The 24,626-nt window shown below is 38.1% G+C and carries 30 protein-coding genes and 3 pseudogenes; 7 read left to right on the forward strand and 26 right to left on the reverse strand.

The features are described from left to right. The first annotated feature begins 217 nt into the window (after positions 1 to 217). Positions 218 to 436 (forward strand): type II toxin-antitoxin system RelB/DinJ family antitoxin, encoded by a 219-nt coding sequence (locus ACFIMS_RS04985; RefSeq protein WP_012755118.1) that lies wholly within the window; start codon positions 218 to 220, stop codon positions 434 to 436. Between the two features lie 54 nt (positions 437 to 490). On the opposite strand, the gene virB11 is transcribed toward ACFIMS_RS04985, so the two are convergent. The 12 genes and pseudogenes from virB11 to ACFIMS_RS05045 all read right to left on the reverse strand — a co-directional run bounded on the left by virB11 (position 491) and on the right by ACFIMS_RS05045 (position 9,752). Then, on the reverse strand, positions 491 to 1,543 hold the full coding sequence (gene virB11 / locus ACFIMS_RS04990; RefSeq protein WP_375662495.1) for a P-type DNA transfer ATPase VirB11: 1,053 nt from the start codon (positions 1,541 to 1,543) through the stop codon (positions 491 to 493). A 17-nt stretch (positions 1,544 to 1,560) separates the two neighbouring features. Next, positions 1,561 to 2,676 (reverse strand): type IV secretion system protein VirB10, encoded by a 1,116-nt coding sequence (virB10, locus tag ACFIMS_RS04995; protein ID WP_375696432.1) that lies wholly within the window; start codon positions 2,674 to 2,676, stop codon positions 1,561 to 1,563. A gap of 27 nt (positions 2,677 to 2,703) precedes the next feature. Beyond that, positions 2,704 to 3,558 (reverse strand): P-type conjugative transfer protein VirB9, encoded by an 855-nt coding sequence (virB9, locus tag ACFIMS_RS05000; protein ID WP_375696433.1) that lies wholly within the window; start codon positions 3,556 to 3,558, stop codon positions 2,704 to 2,706. Positions 3,559 to 3,560: 2 nt separating this feature from the next. Beyond that, positions 3,561 to 4,232, reverse strand: coding sequence for a virB8 family protein (locus ACFIMS_RS05005; RefSeq protein WP_375635050.1), 672 nt, complete (start codon positions 4,230 to 4,232; stop codon positions 3,561 to 3,563). Beyond that, on the reverse strand, positions 4,229 to 4,522 hold the full coding sequence (locus ACFIMS_RS05010) for a type IV secretion protein VblB7 (RefSeq protein WP_375635048.1): 294 nt from the start codon (positions 4,520 to 4,522) through the stop codon (positions 4,229 to 4,231). The genes ACFIMS_RS05005 and ACFIMS_RS05010 overlap by 4 nt, the downstream gene beginning before the upstream one ends. Continuing rightward, on the reverse strand, positions 4,509 to 5,447 hold the full coding sequence (locus ACFIMS_RS05015) for a type IV secretion system protein (protein WP_375635046.1): 939 nt from the start codon (positions 5,445 to 5,447) through the stop codon (positions 4,509 to 4,511). The genes ACFIMS_RS05010 and ACFIMS_RS05015 overlap by 14 nt, the downstream gene beginning before the upstream one ends. Before the next feature lie 36 nt (positions 5,448 to 5,483). After that, positions 5,484 to 5,714 (reverse strand): EexN family lipoprotein, encoded by a 231-nt coding sequence (locus tag ACFIMS_RS05020; RefSeq protein ID WP_375635044.1) that lies wholly within the window; start codon positions 5,712 to 5,714, stop codon positions 5,484 to 5,486. 23 nt (positions 5,715 to 5,737) lie between these two features. Further along, positions 5,738 to 6,493 (reverse strand): type IV secretion system protein, encoded by a 756-nt coding sequence (locus ACFIMS_RS05025; protein WP_375635043.1) that lies wholly within the window; start codon positions 6,491 to 6,493, stop codon positions 5,738 to 5,740. After that, positions 6,490 to 8,319 (reverse strand): annotated as a pseudogene (locus ACFIMS_RS05030) (VirB4 family type IV secretion/conjugal transfer ATPase); the annotation flags it as partial. The gene ACFIMS_RS05025 and the pseudogene ACFIMS_RS05030, both read right to left, overlap by 4 nt. Next, positions 8,311 to 9,051: pseudogene (locus tag ACFIMS_RS05035) on the reverse strand (transporter); the annotation flags it as partial. The pseudogenes ACFIMS_RS05030 and ACFIMS_RS05035, both read right to left, overlap by 9 nt. Beyond that, complete coding sequence (locus ACFIMS_RS05040; protein WP_375628050.1) at positions 9,051 to 9,374, reverse strand: type IV secretion system protein VirB3; 324 nt, start codon at positions 9,372 to 9,374, stop codon at positions 9,051 to 9,053. The gene ACFIMS_RS05040 and the pseudogene ACFIMS_RS05035, both read right to left, overlap by 1 nt. 27 nt (positions 9,375 to 9,401) lie before the next feature. Beyond that, positions 9,402 to 9,752, reverse strand: coding sequence for a TrbC/VirB2 family protein (locus ACFIMS_RS05045; RefSeq protein WP_375612518.1), 351 nt, complete (start codon positions 9,750 to 9,752; stop codon positions 9,402 to 9,404). Between the two features lie 158 nt (positions 9,753 to 9,910). Between ACFIMS_RS05045 and ACFIMS_RS05050 the strand changes: the two genes are divergently transcribed. Next, the gene (locus tag ACFIMS_RS05050; RefSeq protein ID WP_375638296.1) at positions 9,911 to 10,654 is read left to right on the forward strand and encodes a nuclease; all 744 of its coding nucleotides are present in this window, start codon (positions 9,911 to 9,913) and stop codon (positions 10,652 to 10,654) included. Positions 10,655 to 11,386: 732 nt separating this feature from the next. Here the strand turns inward: ACFIMS_RS05050 and ACFIMS_RS05055 are convergent. From ACFIMS_RS05055 to ACFIMS_RS05065, 3 genes are all read right to left on the reverse strand, one after another. Then, positions 11,387 to 11,551 (reverse strand): hypothetical protein, encoded by a 165-nt coding sequence (locus ACFIMS_RS05055; RefSeq protein ID WP_375610246.1) that lies wholly within the window; start codon positions 11,549 to 11,551, stop codon positions 11,387 to 11,389. A gap of 1,338 nt (positions 11,552 to 12,889) precedes the next feature. Further along, positions 12,890 to 13,333: a hypothetical protein gene (locus ACFIMS_RS05060; protein ID WP_375630503.1), complete on the reverse strand. Its 444-nt coding sequence runs from the start codon at positions 13,331 to 13,333 to the stop codon at positions 12,890 to 12,892. A 3-nt stretch (positions 13,334 to 13,336) separates the two neighbouring features. Continuing rightward, complete coding sequence (locus ACFIMS_RS05065) at positions 13,337 to 13,663, reverse strand: YqjD family protein (RefSeq protein WP_375622672.1); 327 nt, start codon at positions 13,661 to 13,663, stop codon at positions 13,337 to 13,339. A gap of 1,008 nt (positions 13,664 to 14,671) precedes the next feature. On the opposite strand from ACFIMS_RS05065, the gene ACFIMS_RS05070 reads away from it, so the two are divergent. Further along, positions 14,672 to 15,574 (forward strand): MotA/TolQ/ExbB proton channel family protein, encoded by a 903-nt coding sequence (locus ACFIMS_RS05070; RefSeq protein WP_375696434.1) that lies wholly within the window; start codon positions 14,672 to 14,674, stop codon positions 15,572 to 15,574. Beyond that, entirely contained in the window at positions 15,571 to 16,164 is a 594-nt protein-coding gene (locus tag ACFIMS_RS05075) for a biopolymer transporter ExbD (RefSeq protein WP_375696435.1), read from the forward strand. The genes ACFIMS_RS05070 and ACFIMS_RS05075 overlap by 4 nt, the downstream gene beginning before the upstream one ends. 340 nt (positions 16,165 to 16,504) lie before the next feature. Here ACFIMS_RS05075 and ACFIMS_RS05080 read toward each other — a convergent pair whose 3' ends face one another. The 11 genes from ACFIMS_RS05080 to ACFIMS_RS05130 form a co-directional block, all read right to left on the reverse strand. Beyond that, a complete protein-coding gene (locus tag ACFIMS_RS05080; protein WP_375696436.1) occupies positions 16,505 to 17,548 on the reverse strand; it encodes a tyrosine-type recombinase/integrase in 1,044 nt (347 codons plus the stop codon). A gap of 9 nt (positions 17,549 to 17,557) precedes the next feature. After that, positions 17,558 to 17,770, reverse strand: coding sequence for a hypothetical protein (locus ACFIMS_RS05085; protein WP_375634357.1), 213 nt, complete (start codon positions 17,768 to 17,770; stop codon positions 17,558 to 17,560). 138 nt (positions 17,771 to 17,908) lie between these two features. Then, complete coding sequence (locus ACFIMS_RS05090; RefSeq protein ID WP_273791658.1) at positions 17,909 to 18,397, reverse strand: DUF488 family protein; 489 nt, start codon at positions 18,395 to 18,397, stop codon at positions 17,909 to 17,911. Positions 18,398 to 18,466: 69 nt separating this feature from the next. Next, a complete protein-coding gene (locus ACFIMS_RS05095) occupies positions 18,467 to 19,090 on the reverse strand; it encodes a lambda exonuclease family protein (protein ID WP_375696437.1) in 624 nt (207 codons plus the stop codon). Between the two features lies 1 nt (position 19,091). Further along, complete coding sequence (gene bet, locus ACFIMS_RS05100) at positions 19,092 to 19,919, reverse strand: phage recombination protein Bet (RefSeq protein WP_375696438.1); 828 nt, start codon at positions 19,917 to 19,919, stop codon at positions 19,092 to 19,094. A 239-nt stretch (positions 19,920 to 20,158) separates the two neighbouring features. Then, positions 20,159 to 20,542, reverse strand: coding sequence for a hypothetical protein (locus tag ACFIMS_RS05105; protein ID WP_375696439.1), 384 nt, complete (start codon positions 20,540 to 20,542; stop codon positions 20,159 to 20,161). Between the two features lie 5 nt (positions 20,543 to 20,547). Then, positions 20,548 to 21,009: a hypothetical protein gene (locus ACFIMS_RS05110; RefSeq protein WP_375696440.1), complete on the reverse strand. Its 462-nt coding sequence runs from the start codon at positions 21,007 to 21,009 to the stop codon at positions 20,548 to 20,550. Positions 21,010 to 21,017: 8 nt separating this feature from the next. Then, positions 21,018 to 21,569 carry a hypothetical protein gene (locus ACFIMS_RS05115; RefSeq protein WP_375612599.1) on the reverse strand — a complete coding sequence of 184 codons (552 nt, stop codon included), beginning with the start codon at positions 21,567 to 21,569 and terminating at the stop codon, positions 21,018 to 21,020. 12 nt (positions 21,570 to 21,581) lie between these two features. Further along, the gene (locus tag ACFIMS_RS05120; protein WP_375696441.1) at positions 21,582 to 22,340 is read right to left on the reverse strand and encodes an antA/AntB antirepressor family protein; all 759 of its coding nucleotides are present in this window, start codon (positions 22,338 to 22,340) and stop codon (positions 21,582 to 21,584) included. A 48-nt stretch (positions 22,341 to 22,388) separates the two neighbouring features. After that, positions 22,389 to 22,808: a hypothetical protein gene (locus ACFIMS_RS05125; RefSeq protein WP_375613784.1), complete on the reverse strand. Its 420-nt coding sequence runs from the start codon at positions 22,806 to 22,808 to the stop codon at positions 22,389 to 22,391. A gap of 206 nt (positions 22,809 to 23,014) precedes the next feature. After that, the gene (locus tag ACFIMS_RS05130) at positions 23,015 to 23,317 is read right to left on the reverse strand and encodes a helix-turn-helix domain-containing protein (protein ID WP_100128398.1); all 303 of its coding nucleotides are present in this window, start codon (positions 23,315 to 23,317) and stop codon (positions 23,015 to 23,017) included. Positions 23,318 to 23,408: 91 nt separating this feature from the next. On the opposite strand from ACFIMS_RS05130, the gene ACFIMS_RS05135 reads away from it, so the two are divergent. The 3 genes and pseudogenes from ACFIMS_RS05135 to ACFIMS_RS05145 form a co-directional block, all read left to right on the forward strand. Beyond that, positions 23,409 to 23,660 (forward strand): helix-turn-helix domain-containing protein, encoded by a 252-nt coding sequence (locus ACFIMS_RS05135; RefSeq protein ID WP_375696442.1) that lies wholly within the window; start codon positions 23,409 to 23,411, stop codon positions 23,658 to 23,660. Between the two features lie 10 nt (positions 23,661 to 23,670). After that, positions 23,671 to 24,414 (forward strand): hypothetical protein, encoded by a 744-nt coding sequence (locus ACFIMS_RS05140; protein WP_375696443.1) that lies wholly within the window; start codon positions 23,671 to 23,673, stop codon positions 24,412 to 24,414. Positions 24,415 to 24,433: 19 nt separating this feature from the next. Further along, positions 24,434 to 24,626 (forward strand): annotated as a pseudogene (locus ACFIMS_RS05145) (hypothetical protein); the annotation flags it as partial.

A 24,626-nucleotide genomic window follows, 5' to 3' on the forward strand; every position in this document is an offset into this window, starting at 1 on the left:
AGCAATACCCCAAAATCAGCCTCAAGATAAAAAGCTTGTGAACGAGCTTCAAACAGCAGTTAAATTTTTGCAACAGAGACATACACAAGAGCTAAAAAATGTGATAGCGCAAACAAAGTCAAAAGATGTTTCGCGATAAAGAAATTTAGAACATTAGAAACTTGTTATTATAACTAATTCTATCCACACATAAGAAAGTAACTAAAGGAGTTTTACTATGAGTGTAGCCGTAGATTCAAAAGATGTTGTTCGAGCAAATATAGATAAGAAGTTGAAAAAAGAAGCCGGTGAAATATTAGCAAGTTTAGGACTTACGGTGTCTGATTTCATACGAATTTCTTTAGCTAAAGTTGTTGATGAAAGAGGATTGCCGTTTGATATGTCTGTTTCTAATGCGGAAACGCTTAAAACTTTTGAAAAGAGTAAAAAAGGATAAGATGTATATTTCGCGAAAGATATGAATGATTTATTTAAGTGATTTCGACAGTTTTTAAAAAGCATCACGGCGCTTGAAAGGGTCGTAATAAATTTCTGTTACACGAAATTTTCCTTCAAGGCGTTTGCATTGGATGATGACATCTATCATCGAGATTAATAAGCCGCGGATATCATCGCGTGCTAAATTACCACCACCGTCACTTTCTTTGACTAAAAGGGTCATTTGCTCAAAGGCTGCAAGTGCTGTTGAGGCGTGGACGGTGGTAATGGAGCCGGGGTGACCAGAATTGACATTACGGATGTAGTAAAAGGCTGTACCATCACGCAGCTCTTGTAGAAGGATTCTGTCGGGGCGCATGCGTAAGCCAGATTCAAGCAGTTCTTTTGCGCCTGCTTTTGCTAAGCCTTGGTTATCTTTTGAATAAAAAAGTTGGACTTTGTTGGCGTGCGGAACGACAAGTTCTGGCGTGTCTTCAATGGTGAGAATTCGTTCATAGTCAGGGATTTTTGCAATCAAAGCTTTGGAGAGGGTTGTTTTACCAGAACCGGTTTTGCCCGATATTAAGATATTTTGTTGTGTAATAACGGCTCTTTCTAAAAAGTTGCAAAAGTCTTTGGCGATAAAGAGATCTGTTAGCTCTTTGTCTGTATCAGAGAGTTCGGATAACCGTTCTGTCATTTGTTGCGTGGGTGTGAAACTGGTGTTTTGGGCGACAGAAAACAGATTGTTTTCATGTAAACTTTCAAGAGAAAAAGTGCGTGATGAAGGTTTACGAATGGTCATGCTAATGGTATTGGCTGCAACTGCTGGAGGCATAACAATTTGTATGCGTTCGTTGTTTGGCAGTGTTGCGGAGAGAACGGGGTTTTCTACACTGATTTTTTGTGTTGTGTAGGCAGCAACAACTTTCGCAATCCCTTCTAGTTCGCTGTAGGTTAGTTCTTTTAAGATGTGGGTTTGCCAACCATTGGGACCCTCAACAATCACTTCGCCAGGGCGATTGACAACAATTTCAAATAAATTTTCATCATTGAGGAAGTCATCTAAGATCTTTAATTTTGTTAAAACGATGGAAGCTCGTTCTGCATTTTTTGCTGATGGCATAATGTGACTTTATTGGCTTAATGAAAAAAGGAATAGCCGGGAGTAGAGCGGTTTCTTTTGCTCTTTACGACTAGTTTATAGACAGATGAAAAATCGAGATCTCTTGCTACAAAGATGTTGACGAGTTCGCCTTGAAATTTTTCTAGGGTAGGGGGGATGTTGATTTGATTTTCAAGGGCAACGGTGGCTGTATCTTTTCCGATATTGCTTGCTTCAGAGCTGTTGAAACCACCACTTGAGTTAGAATTGCCTTTCTTTTTATTGGTTAGGTTTGTTGTAACGCTATCAACAACGGTGAGTAATAATGCTGAACTGAAGCGTTCCCACCAATGGGTGTTGACGTTGCCGTCAAAACCAGCTCTGCCTAAACTGTCAGTTGCAGGAGATGCAAGATTGATGATGACACCGGTGGGGGTTTTTGCTCTTGTCCAGAGCACAAAGAGGCGAGATTGACCCTTTTTAAGCCCTCCTCGGTATTCACCAACGACTTGGGTTCCTTTATCAAGCAAAACAACGCGCCCGTTGTCAGAGAGGATATCACGGTTGATGATGCAGCTTGCAAAGCCTGGTTGCTCACTGTTTAATGCGGTTTCTAAGATACAGGGAATAGAGGTTCCCATGGCGATGATAAAGTTTCTATCTCCCATGATCCCAGCTCTTGTACCTTCTATTTTTGTAGGCTTTAGAAGTGAGGAAAAACTTTGTGAATCATTATTAGGAGTTTCACTTATATTATTACTATAGTTATTTCTCGGCATTTGAGTTGAAGATGGGGGGGTCTTGCTCGTAAAAGCCAATACGGGGGCACGTTGTGCTGCATCAAGTAAAGGATCATGTTCAACTATTTTTTCTGGTGTTGGTGATGGTGTTGGTAGTGTAATTGGAGCAATTTTTGCTTGTGATTCAACGGAAACTAATTCTAAGGGAGTAACTGAGTTATTAAAGTCTTGTTTTTTACGAATATTTGCCGTGTCTTTTGATGTTGGTGATGTTGAAAATATATTCCAAAGCACATATGCGCAAAATCCTACAAAAGCTATAATAATGATTATTTTTTTTGTATCCGATTTTGATGTATTATTTTTGCCATCTCCAATAGATCCTCGATCGTCGATGATTGATTTATCACTCATGTGTTGTCCCCTTCAATTCCCGCTTATTTAAAGATCTGATGCAATTTTACGTTCAACAGATGGTGAGGTTGTTCCGGTATTTGGATTTGTGCCTTTTGGTTGATAGGCTTCGTTAAAGACGCATAGGACGTTTTTTCCCTGTCTTAGGGTGAAGCGTGCGCTAATGGCATGGACAATAACCATGTTGCCTCTTGTGGTTTTGGGAACCAGCGATTCTGTACCGTCATTGCTGACAATATAAATGGCAGGGATTTCTTGGTTGTCGGGAAATGTAAATGTTGTTGTTTTGCCATTGTCATAAACGGAGGAGGGTTCAAGAGTGATAGAGCCTTGAGCGGTATAAGCCCAATTGCGTGGTCCGTAGGTTTCAGAAACGTTGAAGACATTATCGATACGCTGGGCTTGTTGTTTTTCTTGTCGCATAAGGGCTGCGAGTCTTCTTTGTTCTGCTTCGTCTTGGGGATAGCGAAATTTCACAAGGAAATATGTTTCTTGTCCAGAGGAAATTTCCCCATCTTTGATCGTAAGTTCAAATTGATAGGAACGCTTTGAGCCATCAAGCTTTGTGGTGACGACTTGGAGATTGGTAATGGGTTGGACTTCCCGCGCTTTTAGGAAAAGAATATTGCCAGCGGGGGCGACTTCCCATGCAACGCTGTTGCCAATTGCCACATGGGCAATTTCTTCATTGGGAGAAAATTCTATTTGTACGGATGAGCGTATAGAGCCAATAATTTTTGTAACATTATAAGCATCATAATTGATAAAGCGAATGCGGCTATCGCTCGGCGCACGGGTGGGAAAAACACTCGCGTAGCTTATCTTCGTCAAAGAAAAGGCAACAGCAATCCTAAGAATGAGAAAAAGAATTTTTTTTGTCATGATCAGTTGACCACTTCCGGATCGGTTCTATATTCATCAACGATAAACCCTAGAGGATTTATCAAACGGTTTTGGACAGAGATAGGGGCATTGGTATATTCAAAGGTAAGTGTTGCAACCCAGTGGGTGATGAATTCTTTGTTGTTGTCGTTGTTACGCACAGTTCTGTAGTAACGCACTTGTGCGACATTTTCATTGATAAAGGAAATTGATTTTATTGTTATTGTAACGGCGGCGTTTTTATAAAGAAGTTGGGGACTTTGGGGATTTTTTGCTCCGTACCATCCAGCAAATCTTCCTCGTTCTTCAGGAGAAGAGAGGAGAGAGACGGTTTCGAAGTTATTTTGCGTTTCTTCTACGGCGAAACCTTCACGGGAGCGGACGTATTTTGCGGCAAAGTAGCGTGTGATTGCTTCGTCGACATTGGTGGGACCTTCTTTTAAGGCTTCCACAACTTCGGTGATGCCGGTTGAATTATCAACGCGGATGACAAAAGGTTCCACGGTTTTAAGGGGCGTGAGGGTGATGACCGCGAGAGAAGACATTATTGCAACCGCAACGGCTATGCCAGCAATGGCAAGCGAGATGCGGGTGGTGCGGCGTAAGGCGAGCATGCGATCTTGATCGAACGAGCGTGCTTCAGCAATATATTGTTCTACGGCGTTTTCTTTCATGCTTTTTGCCCGCAATCTTTGTAGGATTTTATTTCTTCATCCGTTAATTTTTGTGTGAGGAGCATTTCCAAATTGCCCTCTTTCGCGAACGATTTTATGTCTTTATTGTCACTGATGATGATAGGTGTCGGGATAGGTTTTTTTCCTTCCCAATTCCACATCGATCTATTAAGTGGACGTTTAGAATATCCATCACATTTTGGGAGTGACTTCAACGTGTTTGGTGAAGACATACAGCCACTGAGAAAGAGAAACGGCAAGATAATCCCAATTTTTTTAACCCCCCGCATTTGTAGTATTACCTCCTCTAAATTTCGATGCCAAACCTCTAAAACCAGCAAGAGCACCACGACCAGCTAATCTGCTAGTGTGGTGAGCTAAATGTGTTGAACCTGTAAGAGATGCTCCTCCAGAAGCTAAAGCAGAGGCAATTCCGGGTAAATGGATAAAAAGATAAATGCCACCAATTCCAATAATCAAAAATTGAATTACAGAAAACATGATATCTTTAATGTCACCTGAAAGGATATCTATCGCAAGACTTACATATACGTTACCAAGCAAAGTGACTAATACCTGCAAAATGATAAAGTTTGCGAGTTGTCCTAACCATGCTTCTGTAAAACGTCTTGTCGTTGAAAACATATAAAGGCTTATGAAAAGTGGTCCTACCGATAGGACAAGAAATGAACCAAGTTTAGCAAACATTGTGACGATAAAGCCAATAGTGCTAAAAAAAGCAGCAATTAATAAACAGAGTAAACCAGCTATCCAGTTAACAATATACATCCCTACTTCAGTCCATCCGTTGTATTTGTTTGCTGCATCAAAAACATGTGCAGAAGCATGAGCCATCATATTGTCCCAGACATTTTTATCTGAAATTGCTCCTTGTGTGACATTTGCAATGGCATTAGGCAAATCAGTGAAAAATATGTCCTTGATCCAAGCGTTATATTGAGAGGCTTTTGTCGTAAGTGTAACAACGATAGCAAGTTTTACAGTTGTCGCTATAAAATCCCATAAAGGCATAGAAGAACGCCCATACATAGTGTTGTAACCTATAAATGCAATATAGATTATACAAGACGCTGTGAGAGGAGCAGATAAAGAACTTGAAAGATTACTAATGGTCTTATCCATTAAGTCCCCTAGAGTATTCATTAAACGTTTATCTATATCACTATATGTAGGAATGTAATCTATTGCTGACATTGAATATCCATTTTATTATTTTTCTCTTCTGGTTTTTTATTTTTCTAATCTCTCCATTACTTTCTTACGTGTTTCGTCATCAAGTTCCTTAGTGGCTTGTCGGAAATTTTGACAATTTTTAGAATTATCAAAAGATGTGCATTTCCGTTGAAACTCTCTTATTAAGTTTTCATTTTTTTTAAATTCTTCTACGCTGTAGTTTTTTTCGCAACCAGTCGTGATAAGCCCTGTGCAAAGCAATAATGCTGTTATGATGATTTTATTCATATTCAATTCCCTCTTTTTAATTTTTAATGACCACGGATTTTTTTTGCATAATCTTGGTATCGTTTACTAGCTTCTTCTCTAATCCGTATTGTTTCAGCTTCCTGTTGAGATTGCTGAATCATAGAGGCGGCTTGTGTTTGTAAAGCCTCTGCTTGTAATATTGCTTGTATAGCTGCTAATTGTGTTTGAGCATCTTGAACTTCAGCAGCGGTTTTAGCATTTTTGAGTTTTTCAATAATCTTACTAATGGCTTCTTTCTTTTTATCGGCATCTTCGTAAACAGCTTGCCCTGTTGCTGCTTGTCCTACATTGCGATTGTGCAATTTTTCCACTTCTTGCTTGTAAAAGGCATCAACTGCCTCTTTTGAGCCTGCTCCGCCTGAGGGCTCTTTATATAAAAGTTTTTCTTTCCATTTTTCAGTGTTTCCGCTACCACCACCGGTGCCATCTATTGATTGTTCTAAATGATTAAAATCAGAAGGAAGAGCGCCACTGCTCCCTTGCTTGTTGAGCAACTCCTGCAATGCGGATAAATCAGGTTTTCCATTTAAGGAACTATATAATTGTTTTGCTTGATCGAGTTGGCTTTTTAATTGGTCAAGCTGTTGTCTGCCTTGTTGAATTTGTTCTTGCAATTTGTTAAGTTGTTGTGTGCCTTGCTGGACTTGTTTCATTATTTGTCCAACAGCCGCGGGATCATATACCATGATAGCGAATGCATTTGTTTGAAAGCCAAATGAAGCTGCATAGACGGCTGTTGCCAATAAAAGTTTTTTCATTGTTTTGACCTTTCTTGAAAAATAGGAAGCCATTTTTCTGGAGATTGTCCAACTTCATCCATAATGGTCTCTAGGAGTTCAATATTCTTGGTGGTGCCACTTAAAATGGCTATTTCATCATCAAAGCCGCGTAAATTCAGCTCTGCTACAACTGAACTTTGTCCTTGTTTGATGAGAAAACGCCGTGACTCACGGCTTAATTCTGATTGTATCAGGTTAAATTCTCTGTCCGATAATTTAAAACCTTCTACATAATCCCCATGATTGCCCTTTTGATTGGGAAAATAAATTTGTGTGGGGCATTGCTCTATAATGGTGTGGGCAATGGTCGAATTGATCGCATCTTTGGGAGATTGCGTTGCAAACAACATCAAACCATTTTGTTTACGGATAGTTTTCAGCCTGTCTTGCGCAAAGGCTTTAAAGGAATCATCCTCTAAGGCTTTCCAAAACTCATCAATGACAATGATAATACGACGCCCATCAATCAGAGACAAAATCCTATGAAAAAGATACATCATCAAGGGTGGACGAATTTCATTATTGTCTAAAAAATCCGTCATGTCATAACCAATAAATTTTGCATCAATGCCAATGTCGTCATCAGGATTGTCAAAAACCCACCCTAAGGCATTGCCTTTACACCATCTTTCTAAACGACCCGCTATCCCCTCCCTGTGCGTGGTGTCAAAAAACATTTGTAAGGCGGAGATCGTCCGTTGTTCTTTTGGCAACAAGGCAAGTTGGTCAACAGCAGCAGAAATATCTTGTCTTTCTGATTCACTGATCTTTTGATCTTCAGACGAAACAAGCTTGATAATCCATTGGCGTAAAAAAACTCTATCTGCTGGATTGTTATAGTCTAAGCCTTTTAGCGGTGCTATGCCTGTCGGTCTACCATTCTTCAAGGGCATATAAGTGCCACCACCAGCCCTCACAAAAAGTTCTGCGCCCCGATCTTTATCAAAAAAGACCATATTGGGATCATGCTTTTGAAGTTGTGCTAAAAGAAAATTAACAATAACCGTTTTCCCAGAACCAGAGGGACCACAAACAAACGTATTGCCTAAATCTCCAAAGTGAAAGTTAAAATAAAACGGTGAACCAGCAGAGGTTTTCATCAAGGCTACCGCTGGTCCCCACACATTGCCATCTATTTTTCCAACCGGAAAAGAATGAAAAGGAGAAAGCGCTGCATAATTACGGCTTGTTATTGCACCAGAGCGGGTGCGATAAGCATAATTGCCAGGCAATTGTGCCCACCAAGCTGCTGCTAACCCTAAGTCTTCCCGCGCAATCACAGCCCCACCATCTGTAAGACGAGAACGCGCTTTGGCAAGATTATCCGCTAACTCTTGCGGCGTATCAGCAAAAACCGCCAATGATAAATGATGCTCCCCTAAAACAAAACGATTGGATTCAAGATCATCAAGCGCATCATCCAGTTCCATAATTTGTGAACCTGCTCGATCTCCTGCATTGACCATTTGATTCTGTTTGCGCCCCATAATTTGCTTGGCAGCATTTTTGCTCTTGAAAACAAAAGATTGGGTGAAAATAAACTCAAAGGGAAGGGTGAGCAAACCATCCGCCATGCCTACCCTAGTTTTTGCTGGATATTCTTTCCAGCCAAACATGCCCGCAAATCTCTGTCCTGACTCAGTGCGTATTTCTATGATCTCTTTCCCGAAAATAAGACGGTCTGAGTAAACAGTCGAAGCTATCGTCCCCCATGTGAGAGGGATACGTTCACGACGACCTCCCACCAATTGGTGGATAAACTCACTTTGCTGCGAATAAATATTGCCTTCATGTTCATAAAGACTCANACCAAACATGCCCGCAAACCGCTGTGCCGCCTCGGTGCGTATTTCTATGATCTCTTTCCCAAAAATGAGACGGTCTGAATAAACAGTCGAAGCTATCGTCCCCCATGTGAGAGGTATCCGTTCACGACGACCTCCCACCAATTGGTGGATAAACTCACTTTGCTGCGAATAAATATTGCCTTCATGTTCATAAAGACTCAATCTTCTTGCACCATAGCGCTCTAAATTTTGAATAAGATCTGTGGTAATATCTTCAAGCTTGCGAATGGACTCTGCATCAACTTCTGTCTTTTCTTGCTTGGCTTTGCCTAAACGTTTGAAAAACTCCACTAATTTATCCGTTTGATCAACGTGTGGATTCCACAAAATAGAAAGATAAAGCTCATTGCGATAAAGCTCCTGTGAAATCATCCGCTCGCGATATTTATCATCTAATTGCTTGGCAAATGCCGATCTGAAATTCCCATCCGGATAAATCGTTTCACGCTTTCTGATAATATGGCTATAAAGCGCTATCCGTTCATCCGCTATGTTTTTAAACAGCTTATTGAGCTGTTCGTGAAGCACATTCAGATCAATAATATCCGCTGTCTCAAAGTTAATCCCTTCAAGTTTAATAACGCTCATGAGAGCGCGTGAATCCAGCGCAATGATGTGTTTATTGACATGGCGCACATAAGGAATGATCGCCTCTGGCTGCTTTTCACGTTTGCGCTCTGTTCTATTCATTATAATTCCTCATAATTACGAATTAATCGTAATGGAGAAATACTTCCCCCACCCCATAGACTCGAATTTCTGGCAAAAATACTTGTTTTTTGCCATGTCAGAAGAATACGAAATTTGTTATGGTCATGCTTTAGGATTTCCTTGAATATGAAATGCAGCATCACACCAAAGGTTAGAAAAAAAATATTGCCTGCCATAATGAACAATATCATCGTTCCTATCCCATTTAATCCCATAGCTTCCACCGTCACGCCTGCAATCATTGCAGGGCGCGTGCAAGCAAGAAATAACGTATCTTCTGTTAGCTTGTCGTGCTCTTTCATGGCTTTGAAAGGCTAAAGTTAAGCGAATTAAGACATAAACATTGATGCGATTTGCGATGCACCAAAAACAATGCCGATGCCAACACAAACAAAGAAAGCTTTACGCATTTCAACATAACCAGCAATCCATGCAAGCCCAACACCAGCAATCGCAATGGTTGCGATTGATTTTGCAATTGGTCCTTTTAAAGCATCAACTATTTTTTGAAGAGCAGTTTCAATTTTTCCGAAGCCGCCATCAGCAAATGCTGGTTCACTCAGTGCCATGAAGGCAATAAACAGCATCAATGCTGCTGTTAACCATTTCTTTTGTGTGTTGGATAGAATAGTTTTTTGTAAGGTATGTTCATTAATGAACGAATTATTCATGTTTTTCATGAAAATTCCCCCGCTTTATGTTTAAGTTAATCACAAAATTAATATTCAAAATATTAATCGGGAATCATATAAATGAAAAAAATAAATTTTTCTATCGATAAATTAATAATATTTAATCTTTTATTATTTAATGAACAAAAAATATAGTAATATTCAAAATGATACTTTTAAAATATCTTCGAGCAGCGCCTAAATATATTGTCTTAATTTGTATTATTATTTTAGGATACTTTTATTTCAGTCAACATACTGAAAATATTATGCAATTTTCTCTTTTTGAAGGATCAGAAAAGACAATTGGAAACCCCGTTCAAAATCCGAAGTCACAATTGGTTGATTATGCAAACCAACAAGACGCAATCCAACAAAATGTGGTGTTGCATTCAGAACCAATCGCATCACAATTTTATGAAGAAAATGTGCCGGTCTATTCCGGTGCTATACAGGTCACAAGTGGTGTGACCTTTAAAATGATTACGCTTGTAGATGATGGGTGGAGAAAAAAGATCATCCGTGATATCCGTTTATATGGTGTGGAAAGCTGTGAAACACGACAATTTGCCTCACGCAACGGAGTTAAGTGGCCTTGCGGTGCTTTTGTTACGGCTTGGCTTGTTTCAAAAACAATTGATAAAAAGGTTACTTGTCGGCAAGCACGTGTCGTTCAACAGGTTCATTATGCACAATGTTTTGTAGATGGGGTTGATCTGGCGCGGTTGGGGCTGGCAGAAGGGTTGATGGTGTTGACAAAAGATCAGCATCATTTTCCATCCCCCGCAGACTATAAAACTCTACAATCTGCTGCTCAAAAAGCACAAAACGGTTTATGGTCGAGCCAATTTCAACAACCAGAAGATTGGCGAAGAGATCATGGAAGCTATAATCCCATTGACCATAATTAATATTGACCATTATTGATAAAGCGTCTTTTCAAGCGCTATTTAAAAATCAAGACAATATTCTACTGCAAATCTTATCAGAAAAAAGTTAATGATAATCCACACAGTCCTTGGTGGACAACGCTCGTTATGAAAATTTGTTGTGTTTAAAATATCCTTATAGGTTGTTTACTACAGTGCTATGGGAGAGCGCGTTTCCTTGGCTATACGTCATTTCGTTTTGCTTTTTAAATGAAAAGCTCTTCGCTTCTCAAACTCTTAATAATCGCACCCCAAAATCATGACATCAAACCTGCATTTAAATGAGAAGGCTAAAAGCCTTAAGTTTTAAAGGCTGGGAAATTCTGTAAAAGCGTATCGTTAGGCGCACGTGTGCCCCTTATCAATAACCAAAAGGCCTATCTTGTTCTTTTCTCACGCGGCTTTGAGATCATGATTAAAGAGAAAGCTTATAGGGGGATAAGTCAAAAGAAAGTGATGAAAATAATAAGGTATTTTAAGTGATATATATTTGAAAATATTATAAAAAAGACAAGAAAAGATAATAAATGGGTATTTTGTTATATAAATACTTAGCGTTAAGCGGATAGGTTATGAAAAGCCTTTCCAAAGTTTTTAAAACTGATTGTCTTCATACGTGTTAAAGTGTACAATGACGTTGTCAGGTGTGAGTTACACAAAATACTCTTTTAGTTAGAGATTGATAACTCACATTTTATTGTCGTAGGGTATTTTTTAAAATGCATGATCACGATCTGTAGAGGTTAATTCTTCATCAAAAAACTTTTTAGCTTGTTCTTCTTGTTGGGCTCTACGTTTTTCCTCTTCACTTTTACCACAACCTGTAATATTCAATCCTATAGTCAATAGAGCCAAGCATATTAAAATAAATTTTTTCATTTTTCCCCTCTTTAAAAATTATATGTATTAATCTCATCAATTATATCGGAATACAGATTTAATTATCGTGATCTTTTGTTTTTTATTAGTATTGTTAATGGAAAAATATGTGAACAGTTTATTGTAAATATCTTATAAGTTTATCATAATAAAAAATTAGAAGGAAAGAGCCAAAACCTAATATAAAGGAACAAATTGTAATGTTTATTAGTGCTTTTGACCAACCTATTGATAATATCATAATAGGAATTGTAAACAATCCCACAAACCCCATTATCATTATAAGGCTTAGTATCAATCTTAAAGGACCACGAAGCCATAAAAGCAAAAGGACGAGCGCCTCTTTGCTTATTTGTGATTTTGACATTATTTTCCCCTCACGCGCTTAAATCAAGATGCTCCACAATATACACAGTACGATAAATGATACAAGTTATTTTGTTATAAAATCTTCAAGATCTGTTTGATGTTCAACGGATGAAATATCCGGTTTGGTAGAAGATGATTCTATTTGATATTCTTTCATAAAAGCAACTTTTTCTTCTTTGAAGAACAGAATAGGATTCACTCAGTATTGATTAGGCAATTTTGGTTTTAAAATTCCTTTTTGTATGAGCTCTCTTAAACCGTTGTGAAAAGTTCTGTCGACCATATCGCGCTTTTTTCCATTTATACCCCCATCAAACCAAATTAAGGTAACGCTGCTGGGATCTTCGTTTGTTGATTTATTAGATCGATATTCTTCTAAAACTATTATCAAAGCACGATGTCCTGTACGAGATAAATTACAAATTGCTTGAATGCCATCAGCAAATATTTCTATAAAATTTTCTTTCTTTATTTTTTCTGTGACGTGAATTGTAGGTATGACCTCTGTTCTATTCGTATCAGAGTTGATAAATTTTTGTTGTGTAATGGACGTTTTTACAACTTTCTTATCGGTAAAAATTTCAGATTTTTTGAAAAAAGAATTTTCATACGGGGAATATTTTTGCTTTATAAATTCAAATCGATGACGTGACCTTTGGTTCTGAAAAAAGCTTATGAAAATATAGAGAAAGGCAGAAACGGAACATCATTTCCTTCAAAAAACAATAAATGGCTTCGAATTAAACTAGGACTTCTAATGCAAGCATTGCCTTATGTTGTTATGTTCATGAAAAATGGGTTGCAATCTGAAAGAGAGTGTAGCGGTTCTATGGAATTTTTAGCAAAATGAAGGGGATTTTTTTCAGGTATTTGAAGAAGCTAAAGAGACTATGAGGAAAAAAATGTGCTTTCTTTTGTTATAAAAGAAAGCACACTGAGGGGGAATTTAGAGTGACAGTTTTACATATTTTACTTTGAAAAGCGGTCTTTTTTATCTTTTTTCCACAAAAAATAAGTTGCAAGTCCGAGAATGGGAACACTCAATTTGGCAAAAGGGAGATGTTGACTGAGAGCTGCAAGACTGGAAACAGTCGCATCTGTCATGAGTTTGTGGCGTTGTTCTTCTGTCTTTTTTTGTTGGTCATAGCGTTGATAAGTTTTGAGAACGCGACTGATAATAAGACCTAATCCCGCAAGAGAAAGACAAATTAAAAACATGATACTGGCGGCAGCAAGAGGCTTCATAACAGAACATAACGCAATAAAACCGATGGTACATAAAAAAAGCAAAGACATGAAGAATGAAATGCTAATAAACCCATAGAAAATTGCTTGAAGGCGTACTTGCTTGACTGTGCTTTTAAGCCCTCCACCGACAAGATGGTTTAAAAGAGGAGCGATAAACTTATGCATTGCTTAACGACGTAGTAATTGAGAAAGAATAAAACCAACCCCTGCGGCAAACAAAACGCTTTTGCCAGGGTTTTTGCGAACGCATTGGTTCAGAGTTTGTTCAAGATCACTGATCTTGTCTTTTGCTTGAGACATCATGTCTTCACCACTTTCTTTCGCTGAGTGATATAGTTTTTCCGCTTTGTCTTTGGCGGCGTTGAATTTGTTTGCACCAAGATCTGTTAGGGTTGAGGTAATCCCTGAAATTTCAGTGCGTAACGTTTCTAATTGTCCTTGTAGGTCTTTTTCTACGGCTGATTTATCGTGCTGTGTTGTTTTATTATGGGCCATGGTATTTTTCCCTCTTGATTCATTATATTTGTATTGGTGTGTTCATAGTGATCATTTGCATTGGAGTGAAAATTTTCACTGCTTGAGTAACGCCAAAAGCTTTTTTTGGTTCCTTTCATTTTGTCGAATTTAAAATTGTTTTTGATAAAATAAATCTTTCCTATACGATATGCTTTGTCTGTAAAGGGTCGCATCTGTTGAGAATTGTCTTATGCTTTTGCAGTAATTTAGCACCATTCTTCAGTTTCTCGTGGCGCAGTTTTTTATAAAAGTTTTTTAAAAGTGTGCTGAGGCTTATTTTTTAAGCTTGTGACAGGTAAAAAACATCGTTGTTGCGATTTTGCGGCAGAAGTACTGTCATTTTTATACTTTTGCAGCAAAGAAAAAGAAAATAATATTGCGGCTCTTTGCTCTCTATGTATTTGGGGGCAACACGCGCTCCCCATGATACTTTTGGTCAGTTTAAGAATATTGCGATCGTTCTTTTTTAAAAACGTAAGGTATATTTTTATTTTAGGATAGGAGAGGTACTTTAGTGCACTGGTTGTTAGAGAAGTGCATATCCTTTTCTCCGAGGATTTTATGATATTTTTGCTGCTTGTTTCATGTAAGAAAATATTTTGTTGGCTTCAAAAGAGCCGCAGAAATGAGAAAAGCTTTGCGATATGAGAGATTTATTTAACAGGAACGATGATAAATTATTCTTATAAATTAAAATATTATATGCGATACTTCTTGTAAGTTTATCATTTTGCCTAATTTATGCAATAAATTGATTGGGTAAGATAAACTTGTTGAATTGTTAGAGAAAAATTTCTTGAGTAATTTCTTTAGAATTAAGAGAGAGAGCTTGTGGAATAAAACTATACTTGATTTATCAGGTTTTCTTTCTTAAGAGGAATACACAAGTGACGTTAAAAGGGTAGTGGCATTGTGGAACAGTGATGCTATGCGGGGTGACGATCCAGCTCATAAATAAAGATAAGAGCACAAGAATGTGAGATAAAAATGGAATCTGAAACAGTCCCTTTAGATAAAACAGTCCCTTTAGATAATATGTCTGCTGTATTGACAGTGCATGATTTTTCTCCTCTTTCTATGTTTATGGCTGCTGATTGGGTGGTGAAAGCCGTTATCATTATTTTGTTACTTGCTTCACTTATGTCTTGGACAATTGCTTTTGTGAAAATTGTTGAGATCACTTTGGTAAAACGAAGAGTACGTCATGAACTTCAATTGGTTCTAAATGCTCAGACTCTTACGCGTTTGGCAGCTAGCTTGAAAGAAAGCAAAGGAGCTGGTGTGTTTTTTCTCAAAGAAGTCCTTAAAGAGGTGTATCTTTCTGCACAACAGGTTCATTTTTCTGCTCCTGAAGGGATAAACGAAAGCTCTGGTGAAAAAACCAGTGTAGGGGAAAATGCACAAACGATTGAAGATATTCTCTTTTATGAGGAGAGCAATCAATATGAAGATGTTTCCCGCGATGTTCGCGATGCTAGGGTTCGTGATGTTCATGAAGGTTTAAAAGAAAGGGTTCATTCACTTTTGTCACGCTGCTTGCTGGCTGCTACACGCCGTGTTGCATGTGGAAGTGCTATTCTTGCAACTATTGGCGCAATTGCTCCTTTTGTTGGTCTTTTTGCAACTGTTTGGGGAATTATGAATTCTTTTATTGGGATTGCTCAGTCTCAAACAACGCGACTTGATGTGGTGGCGCCTGGAATTGCTGAAGCCTTATTCGCAACGGCTGTTGGGCTTTTTGTGGCTATTCCCGCCGTTGTTATGTATAATAGCCTTATGCGTGCTTTGAGTGGTTATCGTAGTGATTTAGGTGATATCGCTGCTGCTCTTGAAAGGCTCTTGAGCCGTGAACTTGATAGACAAAGACAACAGAAAAGTCATAAAAAATGAAAGCAAGCCTTAATAATGATTGGGATATAGACGAGAGTGGGTTGCAAAGCGAAATCAATGTGACCCCTTTTATTGATGTTGTATTGGTGTTGCTTATTGTTTTTATGGTTGCAGCGCCTTTGGCAACATCTGCCATTTCCGTTCAGCTTCCTTCTATAACTCAAGCACCTTCAGTGGTTCAGTCTGATGAACCTCTTTATGTTACGTTGCAAAAAGATCGTTCTCTTTACATTGGTGATCATCTTGTAGAACAAGCAGCTTTGAGAGAAGCTTTGTTGAGGGAAACGACGCAAAATTTAGAGGCAAAAATTTTAATCAAAGCGGATAGCGAAATTGATTATGGTACTGTCATCGATTTATTAAATCAAATACGTATGGCTGGATATCATAAAATCGGTCTTGTAGGATTGCAAAACTCTACCAATCTTGTCTCGAGAGGTGAGATCAATAATAAAACAACAGGGGTAGCGAACGCTGCTGTCGATGGAGCGGGCGGTAGCGCGGGTGGTAACGTTGTGGGGCATGTGGATGCCGTAACAACGAGCACTGCGGGAAACGCTAATATTCCAGCCGATGTCTCTGACCAGTGATAAAAATAGCCTTTGTTGCAGGAAGCAAAGCATATTACTCAAAGTCGTAGAGTGAAATTGATGAGGGTTCCGTGGATTTATTAAACCAAACACGCATGGGTTTGATATTACGCAGGGGGTTCATATATTGAATCGGTTTTTTAGGATTAAGCTCTACTCATCTTGCCGCAAGAGGTGCGATCAAGAAAACAGCAGAGGCGATTGTTGTGTGTCTTAATACATCTTAAAGCCTTTTTTGCGGCGGTGTTCATAAATGGTATATAAAAAGCAAGTAAAATAAAATAGTTATGTCTAATATGGGGGAATAGGTGAATCTTGATTCTATTGAGTTTTTTTGCCTCTATCCCTCATCTTTTTGAAGCTTTTTTATCGCCTCTATAGCTAACCTTTTGCGATCTGCGCTCTTTGTGTAAAGAGATGCCATAGCATCATTTGTCCAGCCAAAAATTGCTTTGAGTTGTGATACTGTTGCACCAGAGTTAGCTGCGCGTGTTGCGGCTAATTTCCTTAATCCATGCGCCGATTTTTTAATTCCAGCCGCATTACAAGCGTCTCTAAATGTATCGCCAAAGCTTTCTTTGGAGAGTTTTTGATTAGTTTTACTACAGATGAATGTTTCTACTCCAATAGGACCAGCTTCAAGCGTTTTGGCTAATTCCGGTAAAATAGGTAGAAAGACATCTGTTTGGAATTTACTTTTCTCTGTCTTGAGATGAATAATATTGTCTTTGACATCTTTCCAGCCAATTCGTACCGCATCACCACGACGCAAGCCCGTATATAAAAGAACATCAATCCAGACACGTTCATGGGTACCATGATGCCATTTGTGATAATATTTCTCAACATCTTCTTCTGTCCAAACAGGAAAGCCGCTTTTATTTTTAAGAGGAGGTTTTTTGACGCCTAAAGTTGGATTATTTTCCAAAAGACCTTGATCAATTGCCCAATTAAAAAGTCCATTAAGGGCTTTCAGAAAGTTTCTAGCCATTGCTGGTGTTTCTTTACGCCGTTCAACACCGGCTATAATATGTTTCTTTTCAATTGCTTGGTATGGAATATTTCCTATGGAGTCGCATATCTTCATAAGAATGTATTCTTTTTGTTTCTTTGTAGTATTAGAGTAGCTATGCCAATTAGAGCTGTTAAAGTATTGTTTAAGCAGCCATGCAAATGAACCTTCAACAAGTTTACCGGTTTTGGATTTAGGAAGTATAAGCCCTTGTAACTCGGCAAGTGCGCTTTTGTAGTTATCAACAAACTCTTGCGTTCCATAGGTACCGCGTATTCTAATGCGTTTGCCGTGACCAATACGTACATACCATACAATTTTGCCATGTTGAGTAATTTGTTTAACGAGATGAGGGGGGCGTGGTTTTGGCATGGTGATCACCTATAAGACGATATCAAATTCATAATCATCACGAGATAAATTCCATATTTTATCAGGATGTGCTGTTGAGTTTGGTATTGGAATATCTGCTTTAAGGTAGATAAGCAGTTCACCGGTAGGTTTGATTTCTATGAGTTCGCATTTTTGCTTTTTTGCTTCTCTTAAAGCTCGTGCAATGTCTGCTTGCGTTATGATAGCTTTACGAGGCGCCATATCTTTTCTCCTTACATTGAGATGCAATTCACATGTGGCGTGAATCACGCATTACTTGAAAGTTGTTAGGAAGGGGGGGCTAGGAGCCATTTGTGAAGAGAAGCACCCCCATATGTAAAAAATCTGTAAGTTTATTTTTTAGATGTGCTTAATTTCATATTTCCAATCAGGCAATTGAGTGAGAGCTAATGCGAGTTGTCCTCTATGACACATGCATACATTGGCTTCAAAACAGGTGATTGCAACGCGCTTTTTGTTTAAAAAAATTTGATATAATTTGTTTATTGCACAAGAATTATTCTTGAGAGTTGTATTTCGATAATTTTTAAAAAGGCGGTCATAATCTTTTTGTGTTTTCAAATTTCTTCGTTTTTCAGAGGCAATTCCAAGTTCAGGCATATGCATATATTCAATATCAATGTTGCTTACAGCTTGCTCTAATTGTCTTTTTGAAAATCCGTGTTTTCTACTTATTGGATTTTTACGAACATCACATAAAGTTTTGATATTGTTTTCTATGAGACAACTAAGATAATTCTCAAGGGACCTACCTTCATAGCCAATGGTAAAAAAACAAAATTCCTCATCTTTAGCAGGCTGTATGATAATATGTTCGATGTTACACACGTTTAATTTCCTTATGTGAAAGGGTGGGGGTGCTCGTAGATATGCGGGGAACAAAACACCCCCATAAGGTTAAGCAGCTTTTGTTGAGAGTTGTTTTATCTCTCGTTCTATCTCTGCTAAAAAGGTTTCAACAGCTTGATTGATCTGTTCAATTTGTTGATCATCACGGAGAATACGCTTGACTTTCATGCGTAAGTGAAAGAATTCCCCCGTAAAACGTGGGTCATAGCTTACGAAATCACACCACTTTCGTTCTGTACAAGCCATTTGGAATTGCATTTGTGCGTGATATTCTGGTTTGATTTCGTCACCTATACAAAAGCGCATATGTGTTACTGATCTCGGGCATTTGACTTCGATTAAACCGTCTTCTCCAATGAGACCATCGGGGCTAGCACCCGCCGTTTCTATTGTGGGGTGTTGGATAAAGCCGCACTTTGTTATATTGGCATCATAAATGAAGCCATATTCTCTCAAGGCATCTTCTTCATGTTCAATACCCCATCTCATATCTTCAGTTTCATAATAAGGGCTTGTTTCGCCTGTTAAGCGCTCCGTTATGAGTTTGATTTTGTAGTCTTCATATTTGCTCGTAGGCAATCCTTTTGCTGTCTTACTGATAATGTTGTAAACATTAGATGCGGTGACTTTACCCAAGCGCGCTTGAAACCATTCTGCTGTTCTTTGTTCCATCTCACACCGCCGTTCTTTGTTCTTGTGGTCCATATTCTATATCTTGGACGTGAATATATTCGGCATCTTGTATAGGCGCCTCTATTTGCTTTTGTTGTAGGAAAGATTGTTCTTTTTCATGCTGTCTCTTTTGCAAAATATCCAAAATCCTTTGTGCTACTTCATCAGGAAGATCTTCAAGCCTGTCGACTTGTGCATAATCAAGCACTTTTTCTTCTTCTGTTTGAGTGATGTTTATTAATTGTTTGATTTGCGTAAGCACATCATAAGAAACTAACTTCGTTTGTACGTTATGGTTTGCTTCATTGATACGTTTTGCTTCATCTTCTTCATAAATACCGGAAAGCCCGAAAGCATAGCGAGCACATTGTATAGTGGCTTTATGGCGCAACATACGTGCTGGATATTTTTGCCATGCTTCACTTTTTTCTTGTTCGCATTCTTTGCGATATTCGGTGACTTCGATAGGGTCTTTAATCCCTTTGAGACGAATAGCACATTTGATAGCAATGATATTGCCATCCTCATTGATTTGATCTTGAAAGGTCATGCCATCAAAGTCAGGATTTGATTTGATGATCTTTATCCAACCGTCGATAGAAACAACGGGTATGATGCCGCCGCCTTTTTTAGGGAGTGCATAGATTTCTTTTGTTAAAGGGTTAAGTCCATAAGTATTGGCAACAAAAAGAAAAATAGCAAATTCTGCATCAGTGATGACATTAGCATTTTTATCTCCAATACAAGTTTTTATGATTGTGGTTCGAAATTCTTCAGCAGAAAATCCATATTTTCTTGCCATTTCGTTTAAAAAAGTAGAATTTTTCATCTTGATTTCCTCCATTGCGCGCAACTCACCCGTGGCGTGAATCACGCATGTGTTAAAAGTTGGTTTGGTTGTTAGAGTTTGGATTTTATAGGCTGCATTATGTCTTCAGAAATTATGGTATCTACATAAGGCTCGTCTTTATACCCAGAGATAGTGATACAAAGTTCACCTAGATTGTGAGTATTTCTCACAACTAACTGTGCACACAAGGTAGGTTTAATTCCATATTTATACATGATTTATTTTTTCTCGTTTGTTGTGATACGGCTTTCTCCGCAGATCTCTGAATCTCCGTAAATTTTTGCGTCGCCATAAACTCTTGCATTGGGATAAACAATTGCATTTCCGTAAATCTGTGCGTTTTCAAAAATGCGACCACCACCATATACTCGGGCGTTATTATAAATTTTTGCATTGTCATAAATTTTTGAACCCCAAGTAACACAAGCATTATCATAGACCCAGCAATTGCCATCATGAGAGAGATTGCTTTCATTTTCTATAAAGCCCCCAAGGTCCCCAGCCTTAACATCACCAAAATCTTTTAATGCACGTATGCGGTAAAGCGTAAGGTATCCATCAAACTGAATTGTTTCATCAGTAAGTTCATATTTCTTTTCCATGATTACTATTTCTCACGTTCTACGATTACGGTGGAGCCACTAATTTTACAATTTCCAGCAATGTCTACACGACAGCAAATATATGCTTGATTGTAAATTTTAGCATTTCCGTAAACGTGTACACTTTCCCCTATAACAGAATTCCCATAAATCCGCGCATAGTCAAAAACCTTGGCATTATCTCGAACAGAAGCACCACCAACTTCGGCATAATCATAAACTTGTGCATTGTCATAAACGCGTGCATTCCCATAAACACGGGCATCATCATAAACTTTGGCATCACAGTAAACTTGTGCATTGCCAAAAATCCAACAGTCTCTCTTATGGCTTAAGTTGCTCTCTTTTTCTATAAAACCGCCGAGGTCACCTTTTTTGACATATCCAAAGCCTCTTAATGCTCTAATTCGGTGAAGAGTTCTTCCATCAAACACAATTTTTTCATCAGTAAATTCGTATTTTTTCATCTGGTTTGTTACCTAGTTGAGATTCTTTTATCGCCATCAATCCAGTCGTCCCAACATACACATGCTTCACCGTAAATTTTTGCATGACCGTAAACATGCGCATCACCGGAAACTTCTGCATTGCCGTAAACACGCGCCCTATCATAAATGTATGCCTTTTCGTAAACTTGTGCATTGCCATAAACTTCTGCATTATCAAAAACGTGCGGTTCACCGCAAATATATGCATCACCGTAAACTTCTGCATCACCGTAAATGCATGGTTCATCGCAAACTTCTGCTTTGCCATAAATACGAGAATTGTTGTAAACATGTGCATAACCGTAAACTTGTGCATTTTCGTAAACCTTAGCATCACCAAAAACCTTGGCATAACCATAGACTTTTGCATAATCCCCAATCCAGCAATTACCATGATGCGATAGGTTGTCTTCTTTTTGTATATAGCCACCTAAATCACCTTTCTCGACGTTTCCAAAGTCTCGTAATGCGCGAATGCGGTGGAGAGTTTTGCCCCCAACTTCGATTGTTTCATCAGTAAGTTCATATTTCTTTTCCATAATGATAGCCTCTTAATGCATGCTTTGTCTTTTAAGCTCTTGAGACAGCACCCCCATGCCTTTTGTTGTGATTTTTGCTGAAGGAATGACTTTTTCAGTTCCATTTTCGGTTTGAATAGTGAGGGTTGAGCAATCCATTAGTCCTTTTTGGATTTTATCCTGATAAGGCAATAAGCGATCCCCGAAAGTGCGTCGATACACCCATCCTTTTTTCTGTAGGAAGAGAATGAATTGTTTTGGTTGCATTTCGAGCACTTTAGCGGCTTCAGTAAGACTGAAGAGCCCATCAGAGCGTTGCAAGCTTTCCAGAGCCATTGCTTTTGGTTTTAAATCTTCAATGATGATGTCTTTACGCTCATTTTCATTTTTTAGATGAGTTAATACACCTAACATTACTTGTGGATTTGAGTAATCGATTTGTGGTGTAACAACTTGCTTTGCACGCCGCTCGCATTCAATAAAATATTGACGGGCTTGTTTTCCTTTTTCATTACGCTCTACCATGGAAAGTTCTTTTGCCATTTCCAAGGTGAGATGATAATTAATTGCAATAACAGATCTAGATTTTGCGCTCGCCAAATTTGGTGACCGCAAATCTTGTGTTTTTACAAAGTCTTGTCCTTCTATAAAATTGTATCTGCTAATACGGTCCTTAATCCAATTGGAAAAGTCTCGTTTTGCTTCTAAGAATGCGTGCAAGTCACGAGCATTGACTGTCTGAACGCTTTCTTCGTTAATGGTGTTATTTGTAATAGTGATAGGATTATTCATAAGTTTACTCCATCCGATAATTTAATAAGAGGAAAGAGGGGGGCGCTTTTAAAAACGCCCTCTGTAGTATGTATAATGTGGGTAGTTTGGAATGACATCCGAAAGAGTTAAACGGTGCTGCTGTTCATAAGTACCGTATGTTTCATCTTCATATCGCTGCTGTTCGATTTCTTCTAAAAAAAAACCGTATGCTGTGCTGTGTAGAATAAAGTCATGCGGTATTTTGCCATCAAAACACTTTTGTTCACGTAGTTTGAGATAAAACTCAGCAATATCTTCAGAGATATCTTCGCAACGATTAGTCGTTGGTTCTACGCGCAAAATTTGGACAGCATTATCGGTTTGGTCGATAAAATTGATAATGTCCTTTTCTTCTAATAAAGGACCAGATTTAGCGAGATTTTGTTCTTCATTTTCGCACATCACTAAGAGAATTTCATCAGAATTGATAAACACTGGTTTATTCACAAATGCCTCCATACTGCCTATTGGCAAAAGTTATTTTCTAAGATATGGGATATTTGATACCAAAACGGTAATTTAAAGTCAATACCAAAATGGTTATTTTTTTATTTTATATTTTTTTAGAGTAGAAAAAATGGATGAAAAATGGTCAATTAATACGCAAATATTAGAACTATGGGATAAATTGACAGAAGATGAAAAAAGAGAGTTTATTCTTTTTTATCTTGATAAAATGAAGAAAGGAGATCAAGAAGTTTAACCTTATTATCGTAGCTTAGATGCTCTAACATATCTTCAATTTGTTCATCTAAGCTATTAGGCTTATTTCCTGAAAACAACAGTTGTTTGGGGGTAATTTTTAAGTGTGGCGCCAAACGTACAGCCCACTCCTTTGTTAATTTTCGTTGTCCATTTTCTAAACGAAAAATTTGTGGCTGACTAGTCCCTACCAATTCGGCTAATTCTTTTGAAGTTAAACCTACTTTTTGTCTGAAAAATTTCAAATTATTCATGATTCTTATCCTAATTAAAAAAAATATCCTTTCAAATGCCAATATGGTAAAATATGCTTGTCTTAATAATACCAATATGGTAAAAAGAGGAATGTCTAAACTAAAACTGTATTTATCAAAGAATAATATTACTTATGCCGAGTTTGCGATTTTGGTAGGTGTTACACAAGCATCTATAGCACGCTATGTGAATAAGAAGCGATTTCCGCATCCTAGGATAATACAAAAAATAGCAGAAGTTACTGATAATTACATAAGTCCTAGCGATTGGTATCAAGAGAATTTTTCTTCAATTTCTAAAAGTCGCGGTGTTGATCAGAAGGTCGATAGATTGCAGCATTAAGGAGATCAAAATGAGTTCGAATGAAATTTTATGGATAGCAGTGGTTTCAGTTTTGCTCTTAAGCGGAGTGATGTTTCGTATTGCTTTGTATTATCGCGCGCAGGTTAAGGCTCTTTCAGAGGAGATTCAATATCTTATGGCAAGAGTAAAAAAGGTAAATACTGATTTTATATTAGGGAATAGAAATATAATTTATGAATGTGATGCGGATATAGGAAAGTCTGAAGCAGAAATTAAACAACTGAAGCAAGAGATTGAAGAACGTGACGAGGAAATTAAACAACTGAAACAAAAGACTGAAGAGCATGAAAAGGCGTTCAGAAATGTAAGTGAAGTTGTAATGACACTCGAAGCAGATGTTCAATCACGTGATACGGAAATTAAAGAACTAAAACAAAAGATAGATGCGTATCGAGAAGATTTTACACGGAAAAGTGAAAAGATACAGGCACTAAAAGCAGATGTTCAATCACGCGACGAGGAAATTAAAGAATTGAAGCAAGAGATTGAAGAACGCGACGACGAGGAAATTAAACAACTGAAGCAAGAGATTAAAGAACGCGACGACGAGGAAATTAAAGAATTGAAGCAAGAGATTGAAGAACGCGACGACGAGGAAATTAAACAACTGAAGCAAGAGATTAAAGAACGCGACGAGGAAGTTGAAAGACTAACACAAGAGCTTAAACAGCGTGATGAAGCAGTAAAAGCGCCGCTTCATAAGAATAAGAAGAGTAAGAAGAAGGGTAAGTGAGGAGATAGAGGTGGAAGATATGATACTTAAAAAGAAGTATGAATCTACTGATGAAACAATCGAAGTTAATGGAGTTACGCTTCACCGTATACGTGCTTTAAGAAATTTTAGAGATGTGTACGCAGGTGACTTAGGTGGCTTTATTGAAAATGAAAGCAATTTAAGTCATGAGGGAGACTGTTGGGTTGGGGACGATGCAAAGGTTTATGGTA

The sequence above is a fragment of the Bartonella sp. AP331QHHD genome, assembly GCF_042195905.1.
Lineage (GTDB): Bacteria > Pseudomonadota > Alphaproteobacteria > Rhizobiales > Rhizobiaceae > Bartonella.